Annotated in this window: 16 protein-coding genes; 13 read left to right on the plus strand and 3 right to left on the minus strand. The window is 66.8% G+C overall.

All coding sequences use genetic code 11. The annotated features are described in order from the left end of the window. Positions 1–645 precede the first annotated feature (645 nt). The 6 genes from mihF (at position 646) to ACQPZ2_RS17580 (ending at position 7,422) form a co-directional block, all read left to right on the plus strand. Positions 646–963 carry an integration host factor, actinobacterial type gene (mihF, locus tag ACQPZ2_RS17555; RefSeq protein ID WP_062993489.1) on the plus strand — a complete coding sequence of 106 codons (318 nt, stop codon included), beginning with the start codon at positions 646–648 and terminating at the stop codon, positions 961–963. A gap of 8 nt (positions 964–971) precedes the next feature. Then, a complete protein-coding gene (gmk, locus tag ACQPZ2_RS17560) occupies positions 972–1,556 on the plus strand; it encodes a guanylate kinase (protein ID WP_433526517.1) in 585 nt (194 codons plus the stop codon). Positions 1,557–1,614: 58 nt separating this feature from the next. Next, positions 1,615–1,896: a DNA-directed RNA polymerase subunit omega gene (gene rpoZ, locus ACQPZ2_RS17565; RefSeq protein ID WP_040692158.1), complete on the plus strand. Its 282-nt coding sequence runs from the start codon at positions 1,615–1,617 to the stop codon at positions 1,894–1,896. A gap of 25 nt (positions 1,897–1,921) precedes the next feature. Beyond that, positions 1,922–3,145: a bifunctional phosphopantothenoylcysteine decarboxylase/phosphopantothenate--cysteine ligase CoaBC gene (gene coaBC / locus ACQPZ2_RS17570; protein ID WP_063043186.1), complete on the plus strand. Its 1,224-nt coding sequence runs from the start codon at positions 1,922–1,924 to the stop codon at positions 3,143–3,145. A 287-nt stretch (positions 3,146–3,432) separates the two neighbouring features. After that, positions 3,433–4,647: a methionine adenosyltransferase gene (metK, locus tag ACQPZ2_RS17575; protein ID WP_387284559.1), complete on the plus strand. Its 1,215-nt coding sequence runs from the start codon at positions 3,433–3,435 to the stop codon at positions 4,645–4,647. A 219-nt stretch (positions 4,648–4,866) separates the two neighbouring features. Next, positions 4,867–7,422 (plus strand): primosomal protein N', encoded by a 2,556-nt coding sequence (locus ACQPZ2_RS17580; protein ID WP_433527451.1) that lies wholly within the window; start codon positions 4,867–4,869, stop codon positions 7,420–7,422. 362 nt (positions 7,423–7,784) lie between these two features. Here ACQPZ2_RS17580 and ACQPZ2_RS17585 read toward each other — a convergent pair whose 3' ends face one another. Next, entirely contained in the window at positions 7,785–8,630 is an 846-nt protein-coding gene (locus tag ACQPZ2_RS17585) for an NAD(P)H-binding protein (protein WP_433526518.1), read from the minus strand. 73 nt (positions 8,631–8,703) lie between these two features. On the opposite strand from ACQPZ2_RS17585, the gene ACQPZ2_RS17590 reads away from it, so the two are divergent. The 5 genes from ACQPZ2_RS17590 (at position 8,704) to ACQPZ2_RS17610 (ending at position 13,217) form a co-directional block, all read left to right on the plus strand. After that, entirely contained in the window at positions 8,704–9,294 is a 591-nt protein-coding gene (locus ACQPZ2_RS17590) for a TetR/AcrR family transcriptional regulator (protein WP_433526519.1), read from the plus strand. A gap of 256 nt (positions 9,295–9,550) precedes the next feature. Then, positions 9,551–10,207 carry a PadR family transcriptional regulator gene (locus ACQPZ2_RS17595; RefSeq protein WP_433526520.1) on the plus strand — a complete coding sequence of 219 codons (657 nt, stop codon included), beginning with the start codon at positions 9,551–9,553 and terminating at the stop codon, positions 10,205–10,207. 131 nt (positions 10,208–10,338) lie between these two features. Continuing rightward, the gene (locus ACQPZ2_RS17600; RefSeq protein WP_433527452.1) at positions 10,339–11,319 is read left to right on the plus strand and encodes an esterase/lipase family protein; all 981 of its coding nucleotides are present in this window, start codon (positions 10,339–10,341) and stop codon (positions 11,317–11,319) included. A 91-nt stretch (positions 11,320–11,410) separates the two neighbouring features. Beyond that, positions 11,411–12,100 (plus strand): TetR/AcrR family transcriptional regulator, encoded by a 690-nt coding sequence (locus ACQPZ2_RS17605; RefSeq protein ID WP_433526521.1) that lies wholly within the window; start codon positions 11,411–11,413, stop codon positions 12,098–12,100. Positions 12,101–12,224: 124 nt separating this feature from the next. Then, on the plus strand, positions 12,225–13,217 hold the full coding sequence (locus tag ACQPZ2_RS17610) for an NAD(P)-dependent alcohol dehydrogenase (protein WP_433526522.1): 993 nt from the start codon (positions 12,225–12,227) through the stop codon (positions 13,215–13,217). A 4-nt stretch (positions 13,218–13,221) separates the two neighbouring features. Here the strand turns inward: ACQPZ2_RS17610 and ACQPZ2_RS17615 are convergent, their stop codons facing one another. Further along, positions 13,222–15,174, minus strand: coding sequence for a vWA domain-containing protein (locus ACQPZ2_RS17615; RefSeq protein WP_433526523.1), 1,953 nt, complete (start codon positions 15,172–15,174; stop codon positions 13,222–13,224). Continuing rightward, on the minus strand, positions 15,171–16,565 hold the full coding sequence (locus ACQPZ2_RS17620) for an ATP-binding protein (protein ID WP_433526524.1): 1,395 nt from the start codon (positions 16,563–16,565) through the stop codon (positions 15,171–15,173). The genes ACQPZ2_RS17615 and ACQPZ2_RS17620 overlap by 4 nt, the downstream gene beginning before the upstream one ends. Positions 16,566–16,793: 228 nt before the next feature. Between ACQPZ2_RS17620 and def the strand changes: the two genes are divergently transcribed. Together def and fmt are read left to right on the plus strand one after the other, a co-directional pair. Then, on the plus strand, positions 16,794–17,357 hold the full coding sequence (gene def, locus ACQPZ2_RS17625; RefSeq protein WP_433526525.1) for a peptide deformylase: 564 nt from the start codon (positions 16,794–16,796) through the stop codon (positions 17,355–17,357). Then, positions 17,357–18,280, plus strand: a complete 924-nt coding sequence (gene fmt, locus ACQPZ2_RS17630) for a methionyl-tRNA formyltransferase (protein ID WP_433526526.1) — start codon at positions 17,357–17,359, stop codon at positions 18,278–18,280. Before def ends, fmt begins: the two co-directional genes overlap by 1 nt. Positions 18,281–18,855 lie beyond the last annotated feature (575 nt).

The raw sequence follows: 18,855 nt of genomic DNA on the forward strand, positions 1-18,855 counted from the left end.
TTACGTGGACCGGCGCTTCGGCGTCGGTCCATTTCGCGTTTCGGCCCAGGGAGGGCACGTTGATCGGGGATGACGTGTCATATCGAACAGCTGTGCGGCCCGCTGCGCCGATTTCCCCGCCATCCGGCACTCCGGTGGCCGAGGCGACGTCCTGATCGATCACGGAGCCAACTGGACCGGCACAGAGTGCCGTTCGCTCTCGCCGCGCCGCGGTCCAGGCGAATGTCAGGATTTTGTGGCGATCCGTGAGGGCGTTGGTTCGGGAGGTACGGAAGCCTGAAATCGGGCGTTTCGAGCCTCCGACACGCGCAAGAACAACGCGACACGCGGAAAAATCCTAGAAAATTCCAGGTCGGACACGTGACCGGTTGCTGGTCCGATGCGGGTTGGCGCCGCAACCACTCCGCTAACCCCCTTTCGGTATGAAAAAGCCCTGCTAGCGGGGTATTTCGAGATTTCGGCGGTAGGATCACCACAGCGATCGACGCGCTGTGCGCATCCCGCCGGGCCCACCCTTACGACATCGGCGAATCATGCGCTGACCTGGGGGGTGGGTTCGCAATCGGGCAACGTCGTGGGTACGGTCGCTGAGACTGCTGGGTTACCGGCAGGAGTTGATGCAATGAACGATGAGACGGAGGAACCGTGGCCCTTCCCCAGCTGACTGACGAGCAGCGCGCCGCTGCTTTGGAGAAGGCGGCTGCCGCTCGCCGTGCTCGGGCGGAGCTCAAGGAGCGCCTGAAGCGTGGCGGCACCGACCTGAAGCAGGTCCTCACCGACGCCGAAACCGACGAGATCCTCGGCAAGATGAAGGTGTCGGCGCTGCTGGAGGCCCTGCCCAAGGTGGGCAAGGTCAAGGCGGCGGAAATCATGAGCGAGCTGGAGATCGCCCCCACCCGGCGTCTGCGCGGACTGGGTGATCGGCAGCGCAAGGCGCTGCTCGCCCGATTCGACTTCGCCTGACCACCAAGGTGGTCGAACACACGCGGAAGGGTCGACTGGTAGTACTGGTCGGCCCCTCGGCCGTGGGCAAGTCGACCGTGGTCCGCTGCGTCCGCGAGCGACTGCCCCAACTGGTCTTCAGCGTGTCGGCGACAACCCGGGCCCCCCGGCCCGGGGAGGTCGACGGCCGCGACTACCGGTTCGTGTCCCGGGAGGAGTTCGACGCCATGATCGCGGCGGGCGAACTCCTCGAGTGGGCTGATATCCACGGGGGACTGCAGCGCTCGGGTACTCCGGCGAAACCGGTGCGTGACGCACTCGCCGCCGGCCTGCCGGTGCTCGTCGAGGTGGACCTCGAGGGCGCGCGGTCGGTGCGCAAGGCCATGCCGGAGGCGCTGCTGGTATTTCTCGCCCCGCCCAGCTGGGACGAACTGGTTTCCCGGCTGACCGCGCGGGGTACCGAATCACCCGAGGTGATCGCCCGCAGGTTGGAGACCGCCAGGACGGAATTGGCGGCCTGTGACGAGTTCGACATCGTCATAGTGAACGACGAGGTGACCAGCGCCTGTGAGCAGTTGGTATCGTTGTTCGTTAGCACAAATTCGAGTTCGTGACCCGCACTCTCGGAAAACCACCCAGCCCGAAGAACCGATCCCCGCAGGAGCCCTCTCAGTGAGCAGTACGGACATCAAGCCCGCGCCCGCATACGACACTCCGGTCGGCCTCACCAACCCGCCGATCGACGAGCTGCTCGAGCGCACCTCGTCCAAGTACGCGCTGGTGATCTACGCGGCCAAGCGGGCCCGTCAGATCAACGACTACTACAACCAGCTCGGCGACGGCATCCTCGAATACGTCGGCCCGCTGGTCGAGCCGGGTCTGCAGGAGAAGCCGCTGTCGGTCGCGATGCGTGAGATCCACTCCGACCTGCTCGAGCACTCCGAAGGCGAGTAACAACCACATCTAGGCCGGAGGCGTAGTGACCACACGGATCGTCGTCGGCGTCGGCGGAGGGATCGCCGCCTATAAGGCCTGTTCGATCGTGCGCCGGTTCACCGAGACCGGGCACCAGGTACGGGTGATCCCCACCGAGTCGGCGCTGCAGTTCGTCGGTAAGGCAACCTTCGAGGCGCTGTCCGGGAATCCGGTGCACACCGATGTGTTCACCGATGTCCCCGAGGTGCCGCACGTGCGGTTGGGCCAGGAGGCGGACCTTGTGGTCATCGCCCCGGCGACCGCCGATCTGATGGCGCGTGCCGCACAGGGCCGCGCCGACGATCTACTCACCGCCACCTTGCTGACGGCCCGATGTCCGGTGTTGTTCGCGCCCGCGATGCATACCGAGATGTGGGAGCATCCGGCCACCGTCGCCAATGTCGCGACGCTGCGCGCGCACGGTGCGATCGTCATGGAACCCGCGTCGGGCCGGTTGACCGGTACCGATACGGGTCCCGGCCGGTTGCCCGAGCCCGAGGAGATCTTCGGGCTGGCGACGCTGCTGCTGGAACGCGCCGACGCCATCCCGCGTGATCTGGCGGGCCGCCGCGTGGTTATCACTGCGGGCGGCACCAGGGAACCGCTGGATCCGGTGCGTTTCCTCGGCAATCGCAGCTCCGGCAAGCAGGGCTACGCATTGGCCAGGGTCGCCGCGCAGCGCGGCGCCCACGTCACGTTGATCGCGGGCAACACCATCGAGATGGCCGCACCCGCCGCCGTGGATCTCGTGCACATCACCACCGCCGAACAGCTCAAGACCGCCGTCGAGAAGCATGCGCTCGGTGCGGACGCGGTGATCATGGCCGCGGCCGTCGCCGACTTCCGGCCGACCACTGTGGCCGCGGCCAAGATCAAGAAGGGCGCGCACGAGCCCGACGTGATCCCGCTGACCAAGACCGACGATATTCTCGCCGGACTCGTTCAGTCGCGACGCGATGGTCAGCTACCCGGAACCGCGATCGTCGGCTTTGCCGCCGAGACCGGTGACGAGCACGGCGACGTGCTCACGCACGCGCGGGCCAAACTGGCGCGTAAGGGCTGTGATCTGCTGGTCGTCAACGCGGTCGGCGAGGGCAAGGCGTTCGAGGTCGACACCAACGACGGCTGGCTGCTCGGTGCCGACGGCACCGAACAGGCGCTCGACCACGGATCGAAGGCATTGCTCGCGAGCCGGGTGCTGGACGCGCTCGGTCCGTTGCTGCGCTGAGAATCGTTGCGGCGCTTGGATTGTGCTGTGCATCGAGGATGTCCGGTGGATACACCGCCGCGTGATGGTTAGGCTGTTGTCGACCGCAACCCGGACTGGTCGATGTGTTGGAGGCTGGAGCCCCGGCCCGACATATCGACGGATTTCAATAGTCTGAGACAGTTGCCTGTCGTCAACCCCGTCGCGTCGGTGGTTTGGAATAGTCTGAATGAAGGGTTGTGCGGTGGCCGCATCGCGTTACCGTCGCAATCCGATACGAGTAACCCGTTGAGGGAGAGGGAAGAACTGTGCCCACGTCTGGCAGCCGCCTTTTCACCAGTGAGTCCGTGACCGAAGGTCATCCGGACAAGATCTGTGACGCCATCAGCGATTCCATCCTCGACGCCCTGCTCGCGGCGGATCCGCGCAGCCGGGTCGCGGTGGAAACTCTCGTGACCACCGGCCAGGTGCACGTCGCGGGTGAGGTAACCACGTCGGCTTATGCGGATATTCCGAAAATCGTCCGCGAAAAGGTTCTGGAAATCGGATACGACTCGTCCGCAAAGGGTTTCGACGGAAATTCCTGCGGTGTAAATATTGCGATCGGCGCACAGTCGCCGGATATCGCACAGGGCGTCGACACCTCGCACGAGGCGCGTACCGCCGGATCGGATGACGAGATCGAGCGGCAGGGTGCCGGCGACCAGGGCCTGATGTTCGGCTATGCCAACACCGACACACCCGAGCTGATGCCGCTGCCGATCGCGCTCGCGCACCGGCTCTCGCGTCGGCTGACCGAGGTTCGTAAGTCGGGTGTGCTGCCGTACCTGCGTCCCGACGGTAAGACCCAGGTCACCATCGAATACGACGGTGACCGTCCGGTCCGCCTGGATACGGTCGTGATCTCCACGCAGCACGCCGCCGATATCGACCTGGACAACTTGCTGGCACCCGATATCCGCGAGAAGGTCGTCGACGTGGTGCTCGCCGATCTTGATCTGCCCGCGCCGCTGGATGTCTCCGATATTCGCCTGCTGGTGAACCCGACCGGCAAGTTCGTCCTCGGTGGTCCGATGGGTGATGCGGGCCTGACCGGCCGCAAGATCATCGTCGACACCTACGGCGGCATGGCTCGTCACGGTGGTGGCGCGTTCTCCGGTAAGGATCCGTCGAAGGTGGACCGCTCGGCCGCCTACGCCATGCGCTGGGTCGCCAAGAATGTCGTCGCGGCCGGACTCGCCGAACGGGTCGAGGTCCAAGTCGCCTACGCCATCGGCAAGGCCGCACCAGTCGGTCTGTTCGTCGAGACCTTCGGCACCGAGAAGGTCGATCCGGCGCGCATCGCCACGGCCATCACCGAGGTCTTCGATCTGCGCCCCGGCGCGATCATCCGCGACCTCGACCTGCTGCGCCCGATCTACGCACCGACTGCCGCGTACGGCCACTTCGGCCGCACCGACGTGGACCTGCCTTGGGAGCACACCGACCGCGCCGACAAGCTGCGTGCAGCCGTCGGCCTGTAGGGGTAGCCGATATGGATATGCCGACCTGCAATGGGAGGCCCTGCCTGATGCGCGCCGACAAGCTGCGTGCAGCCGTCGGCCTGTAGGGGTAGTCGATATGGATATGCCGACCTGCAATGGGAGGCCCTGCCTGATGCGCGCGGACAAGCTGCGTGCAGCCGTCGGTCTGTAGGCATATCGGGGGCCCGCGTGCACGAACCCACAGCGGACCTCGCCGCCGTGGCTCCCGCAGGGGCGGGAGCCACGGCAACACAGGATTCGACAGCAGCGGGACACCCGATCGCCCGGGTGCTCCCGCTGCTGTCGCCTGCTCACCTGGACCGCGACTTCGACTATCTGGTTCCTCCTGAGCTGGACGAAATCGCCCAACCCGGTGTCCGAGTCCGCGTCCGTTTCGCGGGCCGCCTCGTCGACGGGTATCTGCTGGCCCGCCTGTCCCACAGCGACCACACCGGGAAAATGGTCAAACTCGAACGTGTGGTCTCCGCGGAACGCGTCCTGACCCCGGAAATCCTGAAGCTGGCCACCGCCGTGGCCGCCCGCTACGCAGGGACCCGCGCGGATGTTCTGCGGCTCGCGATCCCGCCCCGGCACGCGCGCACCGAGAACGGGAGCTCGAAGGCGGCGGCCGCCCCGGCCTCGCCCAGTTCGCCGTCGCCAGATCCCGTGCTGGTAACTGACTCGGCAGCTGACGCTGTCGGGCCTGCTGGAACTCCGAATACCGTAGCGGCGTTGGCGGATTCGTGTGACCTGCCGACGGTGGGTGATTCGCCGACAGGGGCCGATTCTGTCGAATCCGCTGCGTCCGACGATGCGGTCGCGGCGCTCGAGCATTCCGTCGATGCTCCGACGGTGGGTGGCGAGGACGCGGCGGTCGACGTTCGCGATCGGTTCGATACTGCTCCGGTGTCCTCGCGCTCGGCCGATCATGTGACGGCTGCCGGTGTTGGATCGGAATCGCTGTCGGCGGATTCGATCGAATCGGTGGTGGATTCTGGTGCCGTGACATCGGCAGGGCAGAACGGTGTCGCTGCCGCCGACGGACGAGTGGAGGCGGAACCCGAGGACGCTGACGCGCCGGTGGGTGAGCGCGCTGTCGTTGCTGCCGAATCGTCGAATATTGTTGCGGTGCTGGCTGATTCGGGCGGTACCGGTATGCAGGACGGTGTGGAACTGCGGCCGTGGGAGCGGTACATCCATGGGGCGGCGTTTGTGTCGGCGCTGGGGCAGGGGAAATGGGTGCGGGCGGGGTGGCAGGCGGTGCCGGGGGAGGATTGGGCGCGGCGGCTGGCGGAATTGGCGGCGGTTGTGGTCGGGCGGGGGCGCAGTGCGATTCTGATGGTTCCGGATCAGCGGGATCTGGATCGGGTGTTGGCGGAATGTGTTCGGCTGGTGGGGGATTCGGCAGTCGGGTTGGCTGCGGGGTTGGGGCCGGCCGCGCGGTATCGGCGGTGGTTGGCGGCATTGCGGGGGACCGCGCGGGTGATCGTCGGGACGCGCAGTGCGGTCTTCGCTCCTGCGGTTGATCTCGGGTTGATCGCGATTTGGGACGACGGCGACGACACCTATGCCGAACCTCGGGCGCCGTATCCGCATGCGCGCGAGGTCGCGATGCTGCGGGCACATGACACCGGGGCGGCATTCGTCGCGGCCGGATTCGCGCGGACGGCGGAGATCCAGGCCGTGGTCGATTCGGGGTGGGCGCACGACCTGGTCGCTGATCGTGCTGTGGTGCGCAAATTTTCCCCGCGCATCAGCGCACCGGGTGACTCCGATATCGCGATGGAGCGTGACCCGGTCGCGCGCGCAGTCCGCATTCCCGCCGTTGGTTACGCTGCCGCGCGATCCGCGCTGAAGGAAGGTGCCGCGGTGCTGGTGCAGGTGCCGCGGCGCGGATACATCCCGGCGCTCGCCTGCGCGAAATGCCGTACACCCGCACGATGTCGGCACTGCAATGGCCCACTTTCCTTGCCGGATGGGCGAGCTGGGCATCGCGGCGAGACCGCGCACAGTCCAGCATGCCGCTGGTGCGGTATCACCGAGGCCGCCTTCCGCTGTCCTGCTTGTGCATCCAGAGCGCTACGCGCGGTGGTGATCGGTGCGGCCCGGACCGCTGAGGAACTCGGTCGGGCCTTTCCCGGCGTACCGATTCGCGGATCCAGCGGCGGCGCGGTACTCGACACGGTGGAACCGGGACCGCAGGTGATCGTGGCGACCGTCGGCGCCGAACCGGTGCTGCCCGGCGGCTACGGTGTCGCACTGCTGCTCGACGGATGGGCGCTGCTGAGCCGCGCGGACTTGCGCGCCGCCGAGGACACCCTGCGCCGGTGGATGTCGGCGGCCACCCTGGTGCGCAATCACGGCCAGGTCATCGTGATGGCCGAACCTTCGCTACCCACCGTCCAGGCGCTACTGCGCTGGGATCCGGTCGGCCACGCCCGCGCAGAGGTGGCCGGCCGTGCCGAGGTCGGCTTTCCACCCGCCGTCCGCATGGCCGCCATCGACGGCACCTCCGACTCCATCGCCGAATTGCTCTCCACCGCAAAGCTTCCCGACGATGTCGATATCCTCGGCCCGGTACCCCTCCCACCCGGCGCCCGCAAACCCTTCGACAGCGGCGATACCCCCGCCGAAGTCGAACGCATGCTTCTGCGCGTGCACCGCACCTCCGGCGCCGCCCTCGCCCGCGCCCTCACGGCCGCCCAGGCCGTCCGCAGCACCCACCGCTCCGACGCCCCCCTGCGCGTCCAAATCGACCCGGTCGACATCGGCTGATCCCCCGACGAGACCGTGGCGCTCACCGTCGCCGACGACCACGCCCAACTCGCCCAACGAACGGGCGCGAACAGCAAGAGCGTGGTCTGAGAACTTGAAAGCCGTCTGCGGTTGGCCTGGCCACCTGGGTAGGCCGCCCGGGACGAACTGCTGGTCCGCGAGAAGGCCCACACCCGCGCGGGCGACACCCTCGCCGCGGCCCGGTAAAGCAGTGGTCTCGCCCCGGCGCGACCCCCGTGTAGACCCCGGGCCGGGACGGCGACCACCACCGACGTGGCTTCGTTCGGCGACAAGCTGCTCGCCCTCGGTGTCGATGTGCGAGATCGCAAGGGCGAGTATCGGATTCGAGTTTCTGGCGAGGGTCAGCCGAAGATGGCCTGATTGCGTCGCGCCCATTCGGCATACGATGTCGCGGGCCGTCCGAGCACCCGCTCGACATCGGTGCTGATCTGCTGCTCGGCCGGTGTCGGCGTGCCGAGGATATCGAGCGTGCCATCCGCGACATCCTCCGGCATGAATCGCAACATGCCGGAACGCGCCTGTTCGCGGGTCAATTCGACGAATTGCAGCGAAATTCCCAATGCCTCTTCGACGGCTTGGGCCTGCTGGCGCGGACTGATCGCGGCGGGACCGGTCAGTTCATAGGTGCGTCCGGAGTGGCCGTCCGTGCGCAATACGGTCGCGGCGACCTCGGCGATATCTTCGGGATCGATGGCGGGCAGTGCGGTATCGGCGAAGGGTGCGGCAATCACCTGCTCGGCCCGGATCGACTCGATCCACGCGTAGGTGTTGGAGAAGAATCCGGTGGGCCGCAGAATCGTCCAGTCGAACTCCGATCGCTGCAGCGCGGACTCGAACGCATGGAGTCGCGCATGTGAGGCCAGTCCTGGCCGGGTACCCGTCGCCTGCGACGACAGCAGCACCACCTTCTTGACCCCACCCGCCGCGGCGACCTCTACGAACCGCGCCGGATCCGGTCCGATCACCAGCTGCGGCCCGGTCAGCAGCAGGAAGAGCGCATCCGCGTTTTCGACTGCGGGGGAGAGGCTTTCGGGATCGGCGAGGTCGGCCCGCCGATGCCGCACGCCGTCGGGCACGACGATGTCCTGATTCCCGCGGGATACGGCGGTCACCTGCTCACCGGCGGCGGCGAGGTGCCGCGCGAGGGTGCGTCCGATATTGCCGGTCGCTCCGGTCACTACGATCACATTCACTCCTGAGTTAGTTGGCTGACTTAAATAACGTAGCCGATGGATCTGTTGCTTGTCTATAGTTAGTTGTGTGACTAACTCAGTCGAAGGTCGGCGCGCGACACCCAAGGCGGGCAAGCGTGAACGCCTCGCCGCCGCGGCCGCCCAGGTGTTCCACGAGCAGGGCGTCGAGAAGACGACCATCGCCGATATCGCGCGGGTCGCCGATGTTCCGCTCGGCAATGTGTACTACTACTTCAAGACCAAGGATCAGCTCGTCGAGGCGGCACTCGGCGCGCATGCGCAGACGCTGCAGGAGCTGATCACCGTGCTCGAGCAGTGCGACGAGCCGCAAGATCGGCTGAAGGCGCTGGTCCGCGGCTGGGTGGGCCAGCGTGACCGCGCCGTGCGATTCGGTTGCCCCACTGGAACTCTGGCCTCGGAGCTGGGTAAACGTGGCGACGGCCTGGAGTTGGCATCGGCGGCGAGTATTCGCACGCTGCTCGACTGGATCGAACGGCAGTTCATCGCAATGGGTCGCGTGGATGCGCGGGAGCTCGCGGTTGCGCTGTTCGCTGCCTATCAGGGGATCTCGTTGCTGACCAATACCTTCCGCGATCCGGAACTCATGGTGACCGAGGGGCATCGGCTCGAGCGCTGGATCGATTCGCTTGCGCCGTAACCGGAAGCGAAAAGAGATGGGGAGTTCGTTTTATAGCGCTTCGACTTGCCACGCGACGTTCGGTGGTGACTTGCTCCACGGGGACAACCCGCTCATGTGACAACTCCCTACCCGGGCCGCGCATCGACCGATGTGCGGCCCATTCCGCGTTTCGGGGCGCCCGGTCGGTTCGTGTCGTCGATCACCCTTGCATGCGATGCATTGCCGATATATCGTCGATAGCGTGAGATATACACGAGAGCCCAAGGAGGCTGACATGGAGAACATCGAATACGGAGAATTCAGAGGTCGTGGCCGCTGGCGGAAGCCTGGTCACGACGAGGGCGACGCCGGTCGTCGCCAGCATCGCCGCGGTGGGCGGCACGGTTTCGGACCCGAGTTCGGACCGGGCTTCGGTCCTGGTTTCGGGCCCGGCTTCGGTCCGGGATTCGGACGTGGGCGCGGCCGCGGTGGCCGGGGCAGGCGCGGTGACGTGCGTGCCGCGGTGTTATTGCTGCTCACCGAGCGTCCGATGCACGGCTACGAGCTGATCCAGCAGATCAGGGAGCGCAGCGACGATGTCTGGCGCCCGAGCCCGGGATCCATCTACCCGGCGCTCGCGCAGCTCGAGGACGAGGGTCTGGTGCTCATCGAGAAGGTCGCCGGTCGCAAGACCGCGAAGCTCACCGACGCGGGCGAGACCTACGTCGCCGAGCATCGGGACGAACTCGGCGATCCCTGGGCCGATGTCAAGGAGGACGTCGGCACTCAGGCGATGGATCTGCGCGCGCTGATCGGACAGCTGATGGGTGCGGCCGCTCAGGTCGCGGCGGCGGGTACTCCGCAGCAGGCGGCTCGGGCCGCGGAGGTGCTCACCGAGGCGCGTAAATCGCTATACCGCATTCTCGCCGAGGACGACTCCCCCGAAAAGTGATGGCAGTGTGAAACGCCGCCTGAGCGTGCACTTTTCGAGCGGATCGGGTACATCATTGTGATATGGAACAGCCGAGCGGTCAGTGGGGTTGGGGAGTATCACAGTTCAGGCGCGTGGTGTCTGCCGGTGTCATGGCCGGAGCCGTCTTCTTCGGCTCCGGCGCGGCACCCATAGCGGGGGCCGAACCAGCTGATCCCGCGCCGGTGAGTGCCCAGATCGCCGGATATCGCCCGCCGGATGTACCCACCCAAATCGGTCCGACCCAATCGGACCATCTGGCCGCGGCGGTGTATCAGAAGGCGCACAAGAACGTTGCCCCGGCTGGTACCAACAACTTCGACTGCAAGCCGACCGCCGAGCATCCCCGCCCGGTCGTCCTGGCGCACGGCACCGATTCCTCGGCGTACTCCGACTGGGCGGCCATCGGCCCGCAGATCTCGGCGCTCGGCTTCTGTGTCTTCGCACTCAACTATGGCGGTGCGCCGGGCAAAGACACCTGGGGCACCGAGGACATGTGGGTGAGTGCCTATCAGTTCGGCGCATTCGTCGACCAGGTACTGGCCGCCACCAATGCCACCCAGGTCGATATCGTCGGATTTTCCCAGGGCGCCAACGTCACTCGCTACTACGTGAACAAGCTCGGTGGCGCGCCGAAGGTCGGTCAGTGGATCGGCCTCGCGTCGCCGAGCTACGGCGGGGTGATGTATGGGCTGGTGCCGGTGGCGCAGTCGATTCCGGGTGCGCTGCAAGCCTTCGCGCAGGTCACCTCACTCGCGGCGGTGCAGCAGGTGCAGGGCTCGCCGCTGATGATCGAACTGAATGCGGGCGGAGACACCGTGCCCGGCCCGCACTACGTCACCATCGGCAGCCGAGTCGACGAGATGATCCAGCCGTTCAGCAATATCGCACTGCACGGCCCGAACGTGGCGAACATCGCACTGCAGGACGAATGCGCGATCGACCAGACCGGTCACTTCCACATGGTCTACGACCCATTCGTGCAGGAACTGTTGCTGCGGACGCTGGACCCGGTCCACGCACCGGCTCCGACGTGCCGAGAGGTGCCGCTCGGCACCGGCATTCCCGAGGTCATCATCGCCGGACATTCCTGAACGCGCAGTTCGGGCGACCGGGCGGAGGTATCGACCCTCCGCCCGGCTCGGCTGTCCATGCCGGACTTACGCCGTATGGGAGGATGCGTAAGTGGCGGCCGAAGTCGAGTCTCGAATCCCATTGAGCCGGATGCGAGTACTTTCCACGGCGATCGGCGTCGCTGACACGAGTGGTATCGAAGCGCTGACTATGCGTCGGTTGGCGGAACTGCTCGGGGTCGAGGCGATGTCGCTATATCACCACGTGGCCAACAAGGAAGACGTGCTGGACGGCGTCGTCGACGTCATCGCGGGGGAGATCAACGAGGTCGTTGCCGACATCGATGTGCCCGCTGTCGGCGCCGCGTGGAAGCAGGCCGTGCGGCGGCGGATTCTGTCCGCACGCGAGGTGCTGCTCCGGCATCCGTGGGCGCCCGGTGTATTCCAGACGCGGACCAATACCAGCCAGGCCGTGCTGCGCTACTACGACGGCCTGCTCGGGCTGATGCGCGAAGGCGGCTTCTCCTACGACCAGACCCACCACGCGATGCATGTTCTCGGCAGTCGGGCGCTGGGTTTCACCCAGGAGTTGTTCGATCCCGGCGACGGACCGATGGATGCCGAAGCCATGGCCGCGCTCGACGGAATGGCCGAGGCGCTCCCGAACCTGGTCGGGATGTTGCGAGAGGTCGCCCACGACGATCCGGACTCGACGCTGGGTTGGTGTGATGACCAATTCGAATTCGAATTCGCGCTCGATCTGATTCTCGACGGTCTCGACCGTCTGCGTGGGACTGCTTGATCTGCAACGACTTCGGTCGGCATGGGTTGCGGCGGCCATTGACGAGCCTTACAACGTAAGGGTACCTTACGTTGTAAGGCTTATGAGCGCGGGTGGCGTCTCGGTGCCGAGATCTGAGGAGAACATGATGAAGGCCTATGTCCTTCGCGCATTCGGACCACCGGAACAGCTGACTCTCACCGATATAGACCAGCCGGTACCCGCCGACGACGAGGTGTTGGTTCGGGTGCGTGCCACCTCGGTCCAGCCCTATGACTGGCACTTCCTACGCGGCGAGCCGTATATCGCGCGGCTGATGGGTGGCGGCGTCGGATTGCGCAAGCCGTCCATCGCCATCCTTGGCGCGGACGTGGCGGGGGTGGTCGAAGCTGTCGGCAAGGCGGTGACCGGATTCCAGCCCGGCGACGAGGTGTTCGCGCTGCTCAAAGGGGGTGGCTTCGCCGAGTACGTCTGTGTCCGGGAAAGTGAATTGGCGCCGAAGCCGAAGAACCTGTCATTCGAGCAGGCGGCCGCGGTACCACTGGCGGCCAATACCGCGCTGGTGGCCCTGCGTGACGAGGGACGGATCCAAGCCGGGCAGCGGGTATTGATCAATGGCGCGTCGGGAGGTGTCGGCACATTCGCCGTACAACTTGCGCATGCGTTCGGCGCGGTGGTCACCGGTATCTGTGGCACGCGGAACACCGAGCTGATCCGCTCGCTCGGTGCGGATGCGGTAATCGACTACACCGCAGCGGATTTCACGCGGAACGGGCAGCGCTACGACCTGCTGGTGGATATCGCGGGTACCCGCTCGATGTCGGCATGTCGCCGTGCGCTGACTGCCAAGGGCACCTATGTCGCGGTCGGCGGGCCGGCGGGTCGTTGGGTGCAACCCGCCGGGCGGATGTTCGCGGCGTTGGCACTCGCGCCGTTCATCTCGCAGCGAGTCGCGCTGGCGGAGGTGACCCGATGCACTCGGAACAGGGAAAACCTCCTCGCGCTCACCGAGCTCATCGAGGACGGAAAGATCACCCCGGTCATCGACCGGACCTATCCCTTCACCGAAATCCCGGCGGCCGTGCGCTACCAGGAGGAAGGCCATGCCACCGGAAAGGTGGTCGTGGTCGACGACTAGCGGATCAACCGCGCCTGCCGTGCAGGTAGTCGCCGACCACGGCAGCGCCGAGTCCGTCCAGGTCCGGGGCGACGACGCGACCGCCGCTGCGGCGGGCCACCAAATCGACGAATGCGGCCAGGCTCGGATCCTCGCCGAGCATGAAGACGGTGACCGATGCACCGAGCTTGGCCAGGGCGTCGACCTGGGCCATTGTCACGGCCAGGGTGCGCGGTGCGGTCGGCCAATTGAAGTACGCCGCACCGTTCGGTTCCAGGTGCGCGGTCGGCTCGCCATCGGTCACGACGAGTACGACGGGCACCGCGTCCGGATGTCTGCGCAGATGGCGTGCGGCCAGCAGCAATGCGTGGTGCAGGTTGGTGCCCTGTTCCCAAACACCTTCCAGCGCAGTCAGTTCGCCGATATCGACGGTGGTGGCGTGCCGGCCGAAGGTGATCAGGCTCAGTGCGTCGGAGCGGAACCGGGTGCTGATCAGCTGATGTATCGCGAGGGCAGTGCGTTTCATCGGCAGCCATCTGCCCTCCTGCACCATCGACCATGAGGTGTCGACGCAGAGCGCAACAGCGGCCCGGGAGCGCTGTTCGGTTTCCATGATCTCGACATCGGACACGTCGAGCGTGACGCCGCGACGGCCGACCGACATCGACCGCAGCACCGCATTGCGCACGGTCCTCGGCACGTCCCACGGTTCGGTATCGCCGAACTGCCATGCCCGGGTGGCGCCGGTCGGCTCGCCCGCCGCACCGGCCAACCGGGTATCCCGCTCGCCGCGCCGGGACCGCAACCGCCCGATGACATCGCGCAGCGCGGTCTCACCGAGCCGTCGTAAAGCCTTGGGCGTCAACCGAAGTGAGCCGTCCGGTGCTCGTTCGAATACGCCCTGTCTGCGCAGTTCGCGTTCCAGTTCGGCCAACCGGGCGGCATCCACGCTCGCGTCGTCGCCGAGTTGGCGGGCCAAGGCGTCCAGATCGATATCCTCGAGGCTGGCGCCCGGATAGGACTGGCTGAGCTGTTCGGCGAGCGCGTCGAGTTCGGCGAGATCCTGGAGGGCTTGGGTGCCCGCACCCAGGCCCAATGGATCGTTGCCGCGAAACCGCTGGGCGGAGTCCCAGTCCTCGCCCGGCCGCAGCGCCCGCAGCGCGGCGTCGAGGGCGGCGACCTGCTGGGCAATGCGTGGATCGCCGAATGCCTGCCCGATCAGCTCGGCCAGTTCGGCTTGCTGCTCGGCGGACATCGAGTTCAACATGCGTTGGGCAGCGGCGGACCTGGCGGCGAGCGCGTCGATCAGTTCGTCGGTATTGCGCGGATTCTCCGGGAAGAATTCGCCGTGCTCGGCCATGAATTCGGCGAATTGCTGTTCGGTGTTCTCGCCTCGCGCATGCGCCGCGAGCAGGTTGTTCAGATCGGACAGCATCCGTCCGACGCGCTCGACATCCTCCGGAGTGGTGTTCTCCAGTGCCTGTTTCATGCCCTGGAACCGGGATTCGAGCAGTTCCTGTCCGAGCAGGTCGCGGATCTTCTGGTAGTTCTCCCTACCGGTCTCGGAGCGCCATTGGTATTCGGCGAGCTCGTTGACGGCGGCCGCGGTGCTCGGCGGCAATGCGTCCAGCTGTGCCTCGGCGAACCTGGCGTCATCGGAGGGATCCGGAAACAGCTCGCGGCGTTCGGCTTTCAGAGCCTGTTCCAGTAGTTCACGGACCTGTTGCAGGGTGCCGTCGAGCCGGTGCCGTCTACTGATCTCGGCGCGGCGCTGCCACACCTGCCGGGTGAGCTCATCGAGCCCTCGCATTTCTCGCATACCGCGCCGCAGCAACTCCTCCAGTGCGGTGCGGGGGGAGCTGCCCTCCATCACGTCGCGCCCGATCTGGTCCAGCGCCTCGCGCAGATCGAGCGGAGGCGCCAGCGGATCGGGTCCATCGTGATAGGGCCCGTAGGCGTAGTGGTCGGGGGCGGTCATGAGCCATATACCGCGACGCCGCCGTCGGAGTCCTTGGCTATCTGACGAGCCAGATAAAGGGCTTCCAACGCGAATTCGACCGCAGACGCGATGCGGGCCGCCGGTTCGTCGGCGCCGACGCCGAGCCGACGCGCGACCTCGTGCAGGACAGGCAGTTCCGGCAGCGCGGAGAGCACATCCTTGCCCGGGACGCGTTCGCCGGTGGTGACCAGATGGCCGTCGCCGACCGCCTCCGCCAACGGTCGCAGATTCAGCCCACCGAGCAGCGCACTCCCGGCCTCGGCGAACGAACGCCGCATCAGATGTGTGAGATGTTCCTGCTCACGGCCTTCCTCCCCGGACTCGAATTCCAGCTTGCCGCGCAATACCGCGGGCACGGATTCGAGGTCGACGGGTCGCGCGACGGCGGGACGCTCGCCGGTGAGCGCCGATCTGCGCAGTGCGGCAGCCGCCACCGTCTCGGCGGCGGCCACCGCGAATCGCGCGGACACGCCGGAGCGCTGGTCGATCGCGGACGATTCGCGCAGGTGCCGCACGAACCGGGCGAGCACCTCGATCAGCGGGTCGCCGACCTCGGCCACCAATTCGGCCTCCTGCCGGACCAGCGCCACCTCGGCCGGGACACTCAGCGGATAGTGGGTGCGGATCTCCGCGCCGAACCGGTCCTTGAGCGGGGTGATGATCCGGCCGCGGTTGGTGTAGTCCTCGGGGTTGGCGGTGGCGACGAGCAGCACATCCAGGGGTAGTCGGAGGGTGTAACCACGGACCTGGATATCGCGCTCCTCCATCACATTCAGCAGCGCGACCTGGATGCGTTCGGCGAGATCGGGCAATTCGTTGATGGCGACGATGCCGCGGTGCGCGCGCGGTACGAGCCCGAAGTGGATGGTCTCGGGATCGCCGAGGCTGCGGCCCTCGGCCACCTTGACCGGGTCGACATCGCCGATCAGGTCACCAACCGAGGTGTCCGGAGTTGCGAGCTTCTCCGCGTAACGCTCGGAGCGGTGCCGCCAGGTGACCGGCAGGTCGTCGCCCAACTCCTCGGCCAATCGGCGACCTGCCGGGCTGATCGGCGCCAGCGGATGCTCGCCCAGTTCGGTACCCGCGATGATGGGTGTCCACTCGTCGAGCAGGCCGATCATGGTGCGCAGCAGCCGGGTCTTGCCCTGGCCGCGCTCACCGAGCAGTACGACATCGTGCCCGGCCAGCAGCGCGCGTTCCAGTTGCGGCAGGACGGTCCGATCGAAGCCGACGATGCCCGGCCACGGATCGTCGCCGGAACCCAACCGGGACAACAGGTTCTCGCGAATCTCGGACTTCACGCTGCGCGGCAGATGGCCGCCCGCGCGCAACTCGCCGACGGTGGTCGGCAGGTGCTCAGGAACAATCACCCCATCGACGCTACGTCGGTTCGGCGACGCGGTCGACGTTCAGCGTGCTTGGAAACAAGCCGGAAATAAGCTTGACAAGCACAGGCGGCCGGGCGGAGGGGTGAACACCCCGCCCGGACCGCATTGGAGTTCTACCAGCTTTTTCCCGTTCGGTCGGGGAGATCGGTGTGAACGGTGTCTCTCTCTAGAATGAATCGACCGTGTTCATCGTTTTGGGGAGCCGCCGCCGTGACCATTCAGCCCGTTCGCCTCTTCGGCGATCCCATCCTGCGATCACGTGCGGCGGAGGTCACCGAATTCGATCGTGAGCTGCGGCAGTTGGTCACCGACCTGACCGAGACCATGCACGATGACGGCGGGGTCGGGATGGCCGCGCCGCAGATCGGCGTCGGGCTGCGGGTTTTCGTCTACGACACCGAGGACGCCAGGGGGCATCTGATCAATCCGACCTACGAGGTAGTGGGTGCAGAGGAGCAGGTCGGGCCCGAGGGCTGCCTGTCGATCCCCGGGCTGCGCTATGACACGCGCCGCGCGCTGCGGGTGCGGGCCGCCGGTATCGATGTGAACGGTGAGCCGGTGGAATTCGCGGCCGAGGGCCTGCTGGCCCGCTGCGTACAGCACGAGACCGATCATTTGGACGGTGTGCTGTTCATCGATCGGCTCGATCCCGCGCAGCGCAAGGAGGCGATGCGCACCATTCGCGAATCCGATTGGTTCAGCGCGGGTATCACCGTGCGCAGTTCGCGTGCGCTCGGCTCGACCGAGGCCGGACCGTTCGGACGGGGTCGCTGATGCGCATTGTCTTCGCGGGCACACCGGAACCGGCGGTCCCGTCGCTGCAGCGTTTCATCGATTCGGAGCGGCACGAGGTGCTCGCCGTGCTGACCCGGCCCGATGCCATCGCTGGGCGCGGACGCAAGGTGCAGCGGTCGCCGGTCGGTCGGCTCGCCGATGAGCACGGCATTCCCGTGCTGACGCCGCGGCGCCCGGCCGAACCCGAATTCATCGAGCAGCTCACCGAACTGGCGCCCGACTGCTGTCCGGTCGTGGCCTACGGTGCGCTGCTGCCGCAGCAGGTGCTCGATATTCCGCGCTTCGGCTGGATCAATCTGCACTTCTCGCTGCTGCCCGCATGGCGCGGCGCGGCTCCGGTGCAGGCGGCGATCGACGCGGGCGACGAGATCACCGGCGCGTCCACGTTCCAGATCGAGGCGGGTCTGGACACCGGCCCGGTCTTCGGCGTGGTGACCGAGAAGGTCGCGGTGACCGATACCGCGGGCGCGTTGCTCGACCGGCTCGCGAACACCGGGGCGGTGCTGCTGGAGAAGACGCTCGACGGCGTGGAAGACGGGACGCTGCAAGCGGTTCCGCAAGCGCATGACGGTGTTTCCTATGCACCCAAGGTGCCGGTCGAGGCCGGGCACATCCGCTGGGATCAGCCCGCGCTGGCGATCAACCGCCGCGTTCGCGCGGTCACCCCCGCACCCGGTGCCTGGACCGAGGTGAACGGCACCCGCTTGAAGGTCGGTCCCGTCGAGATGGTCGAGGAAGTCCTGCCGGAACGGACGATCGAGGTCCGCAAGTCCGGCGTCTTCGTCGGCACCGCAACCACCGCGGTCCGCCTCGATCAGGTTCAGCCGCAAGGCAAACGCATGATGTCGGCCCTCGACTGGGCGCGCGGTGCGCGCCTGCAGGCCGGCGCGGTGGTCGAGTGAGCACGAATCGCAAGTCCGCCGGGAAATCCGTCGACGGCGGTTGGCTCGCCCGCGCTGCGTCAGCGAAAAGTGGTGCACAACAGAAGAATTCGCAGTCCATACGGCGCGACGACGAAGCCCGGCCGTGGCGCACCGACCAGAGCCGCGGCGATGCGCCGCGGACCCGACCAGAGCGGCGGAATATGACCGATCAGCGCAAGTCCGCATCATCGGGGGACGGTTCGTCGCAGCGCAAAGGGCCGATCTCCGAGCAGGGCGGAGGCTCGGTGCGCGGGGGATGGCAGGGCGCGCGGGGCGGCGGGCAGGATGATCCGGCGCGGCGCGGCGATCCCGCGCGGCGGTCTTCGGCACGGGATGACAGCTCTCAGGACACGAGACGATCTGGCGATGACCGGCGCGGGGGCCCGTCGTCCCCAGCAGACCGGCATGGCCGTTCGCACGGAAACGATGCGGCGTCCGGCGGGCAGCGGCGGGCCAACCGCCCGGCGAAGTCCAGTTCGGCCGGATCGAGCCAGGGGCGACAGGCCGCGGGTGGTGATGAGCGGCGTTCGAATCGCGCACGGGGTTCGGCTGGA

It is taken from the genome of Nocardia pseudovaccinii, from assembly GCF_050942345.1.
Classification (GTDB): domain Bacteria; phylum Actinomycetota; class Actinomycetes; order Mycobacteriales; family Mycobacteriaceae; genus Nocardia; species Nocardia pseudovaccinii.

Excerpts from the sequence above, each read along its gene's own strand:
- ACQPZ2_RS17595 (WP_433526520.1), top strand. The coding sequence starts at position 9,551 with ATGGAGAACATCGAATACGGAGAATTCAGAGGTCGTGGCCGCTGGCGG.
- ACQPZ2_RS17600 (WP_433527452.1), top strand. The coding sequence starts at position 10,339 with ATGGCCGGAGCCGTCTTCTTCGGCTCCGGCGCGGCACCCATAGCGGGG.
- ACQPZ2_RS17615 (WP_433526523.1), bottom strand. The coding sequence starts at position 15,174 with ATGACCGCCCCCGACCACTACGCCTACGGGCCCTATCACGATGGACCC.
- fmt (WP_433526526.1), top strand. The coding sequence starts at position 17,357 with ATGCGCATTGTCTTCGCGGGCACACCGGAACCGGCGGTCCCGTCGCTG.
- ACQPZ2_RS17610 (WP_433526522.1), top strand. The coding sequence starts at position 12,225 with ATGATGAAGGCCTATGTCCTTCGCGCATTCGGACCACCGGAACAGCTG.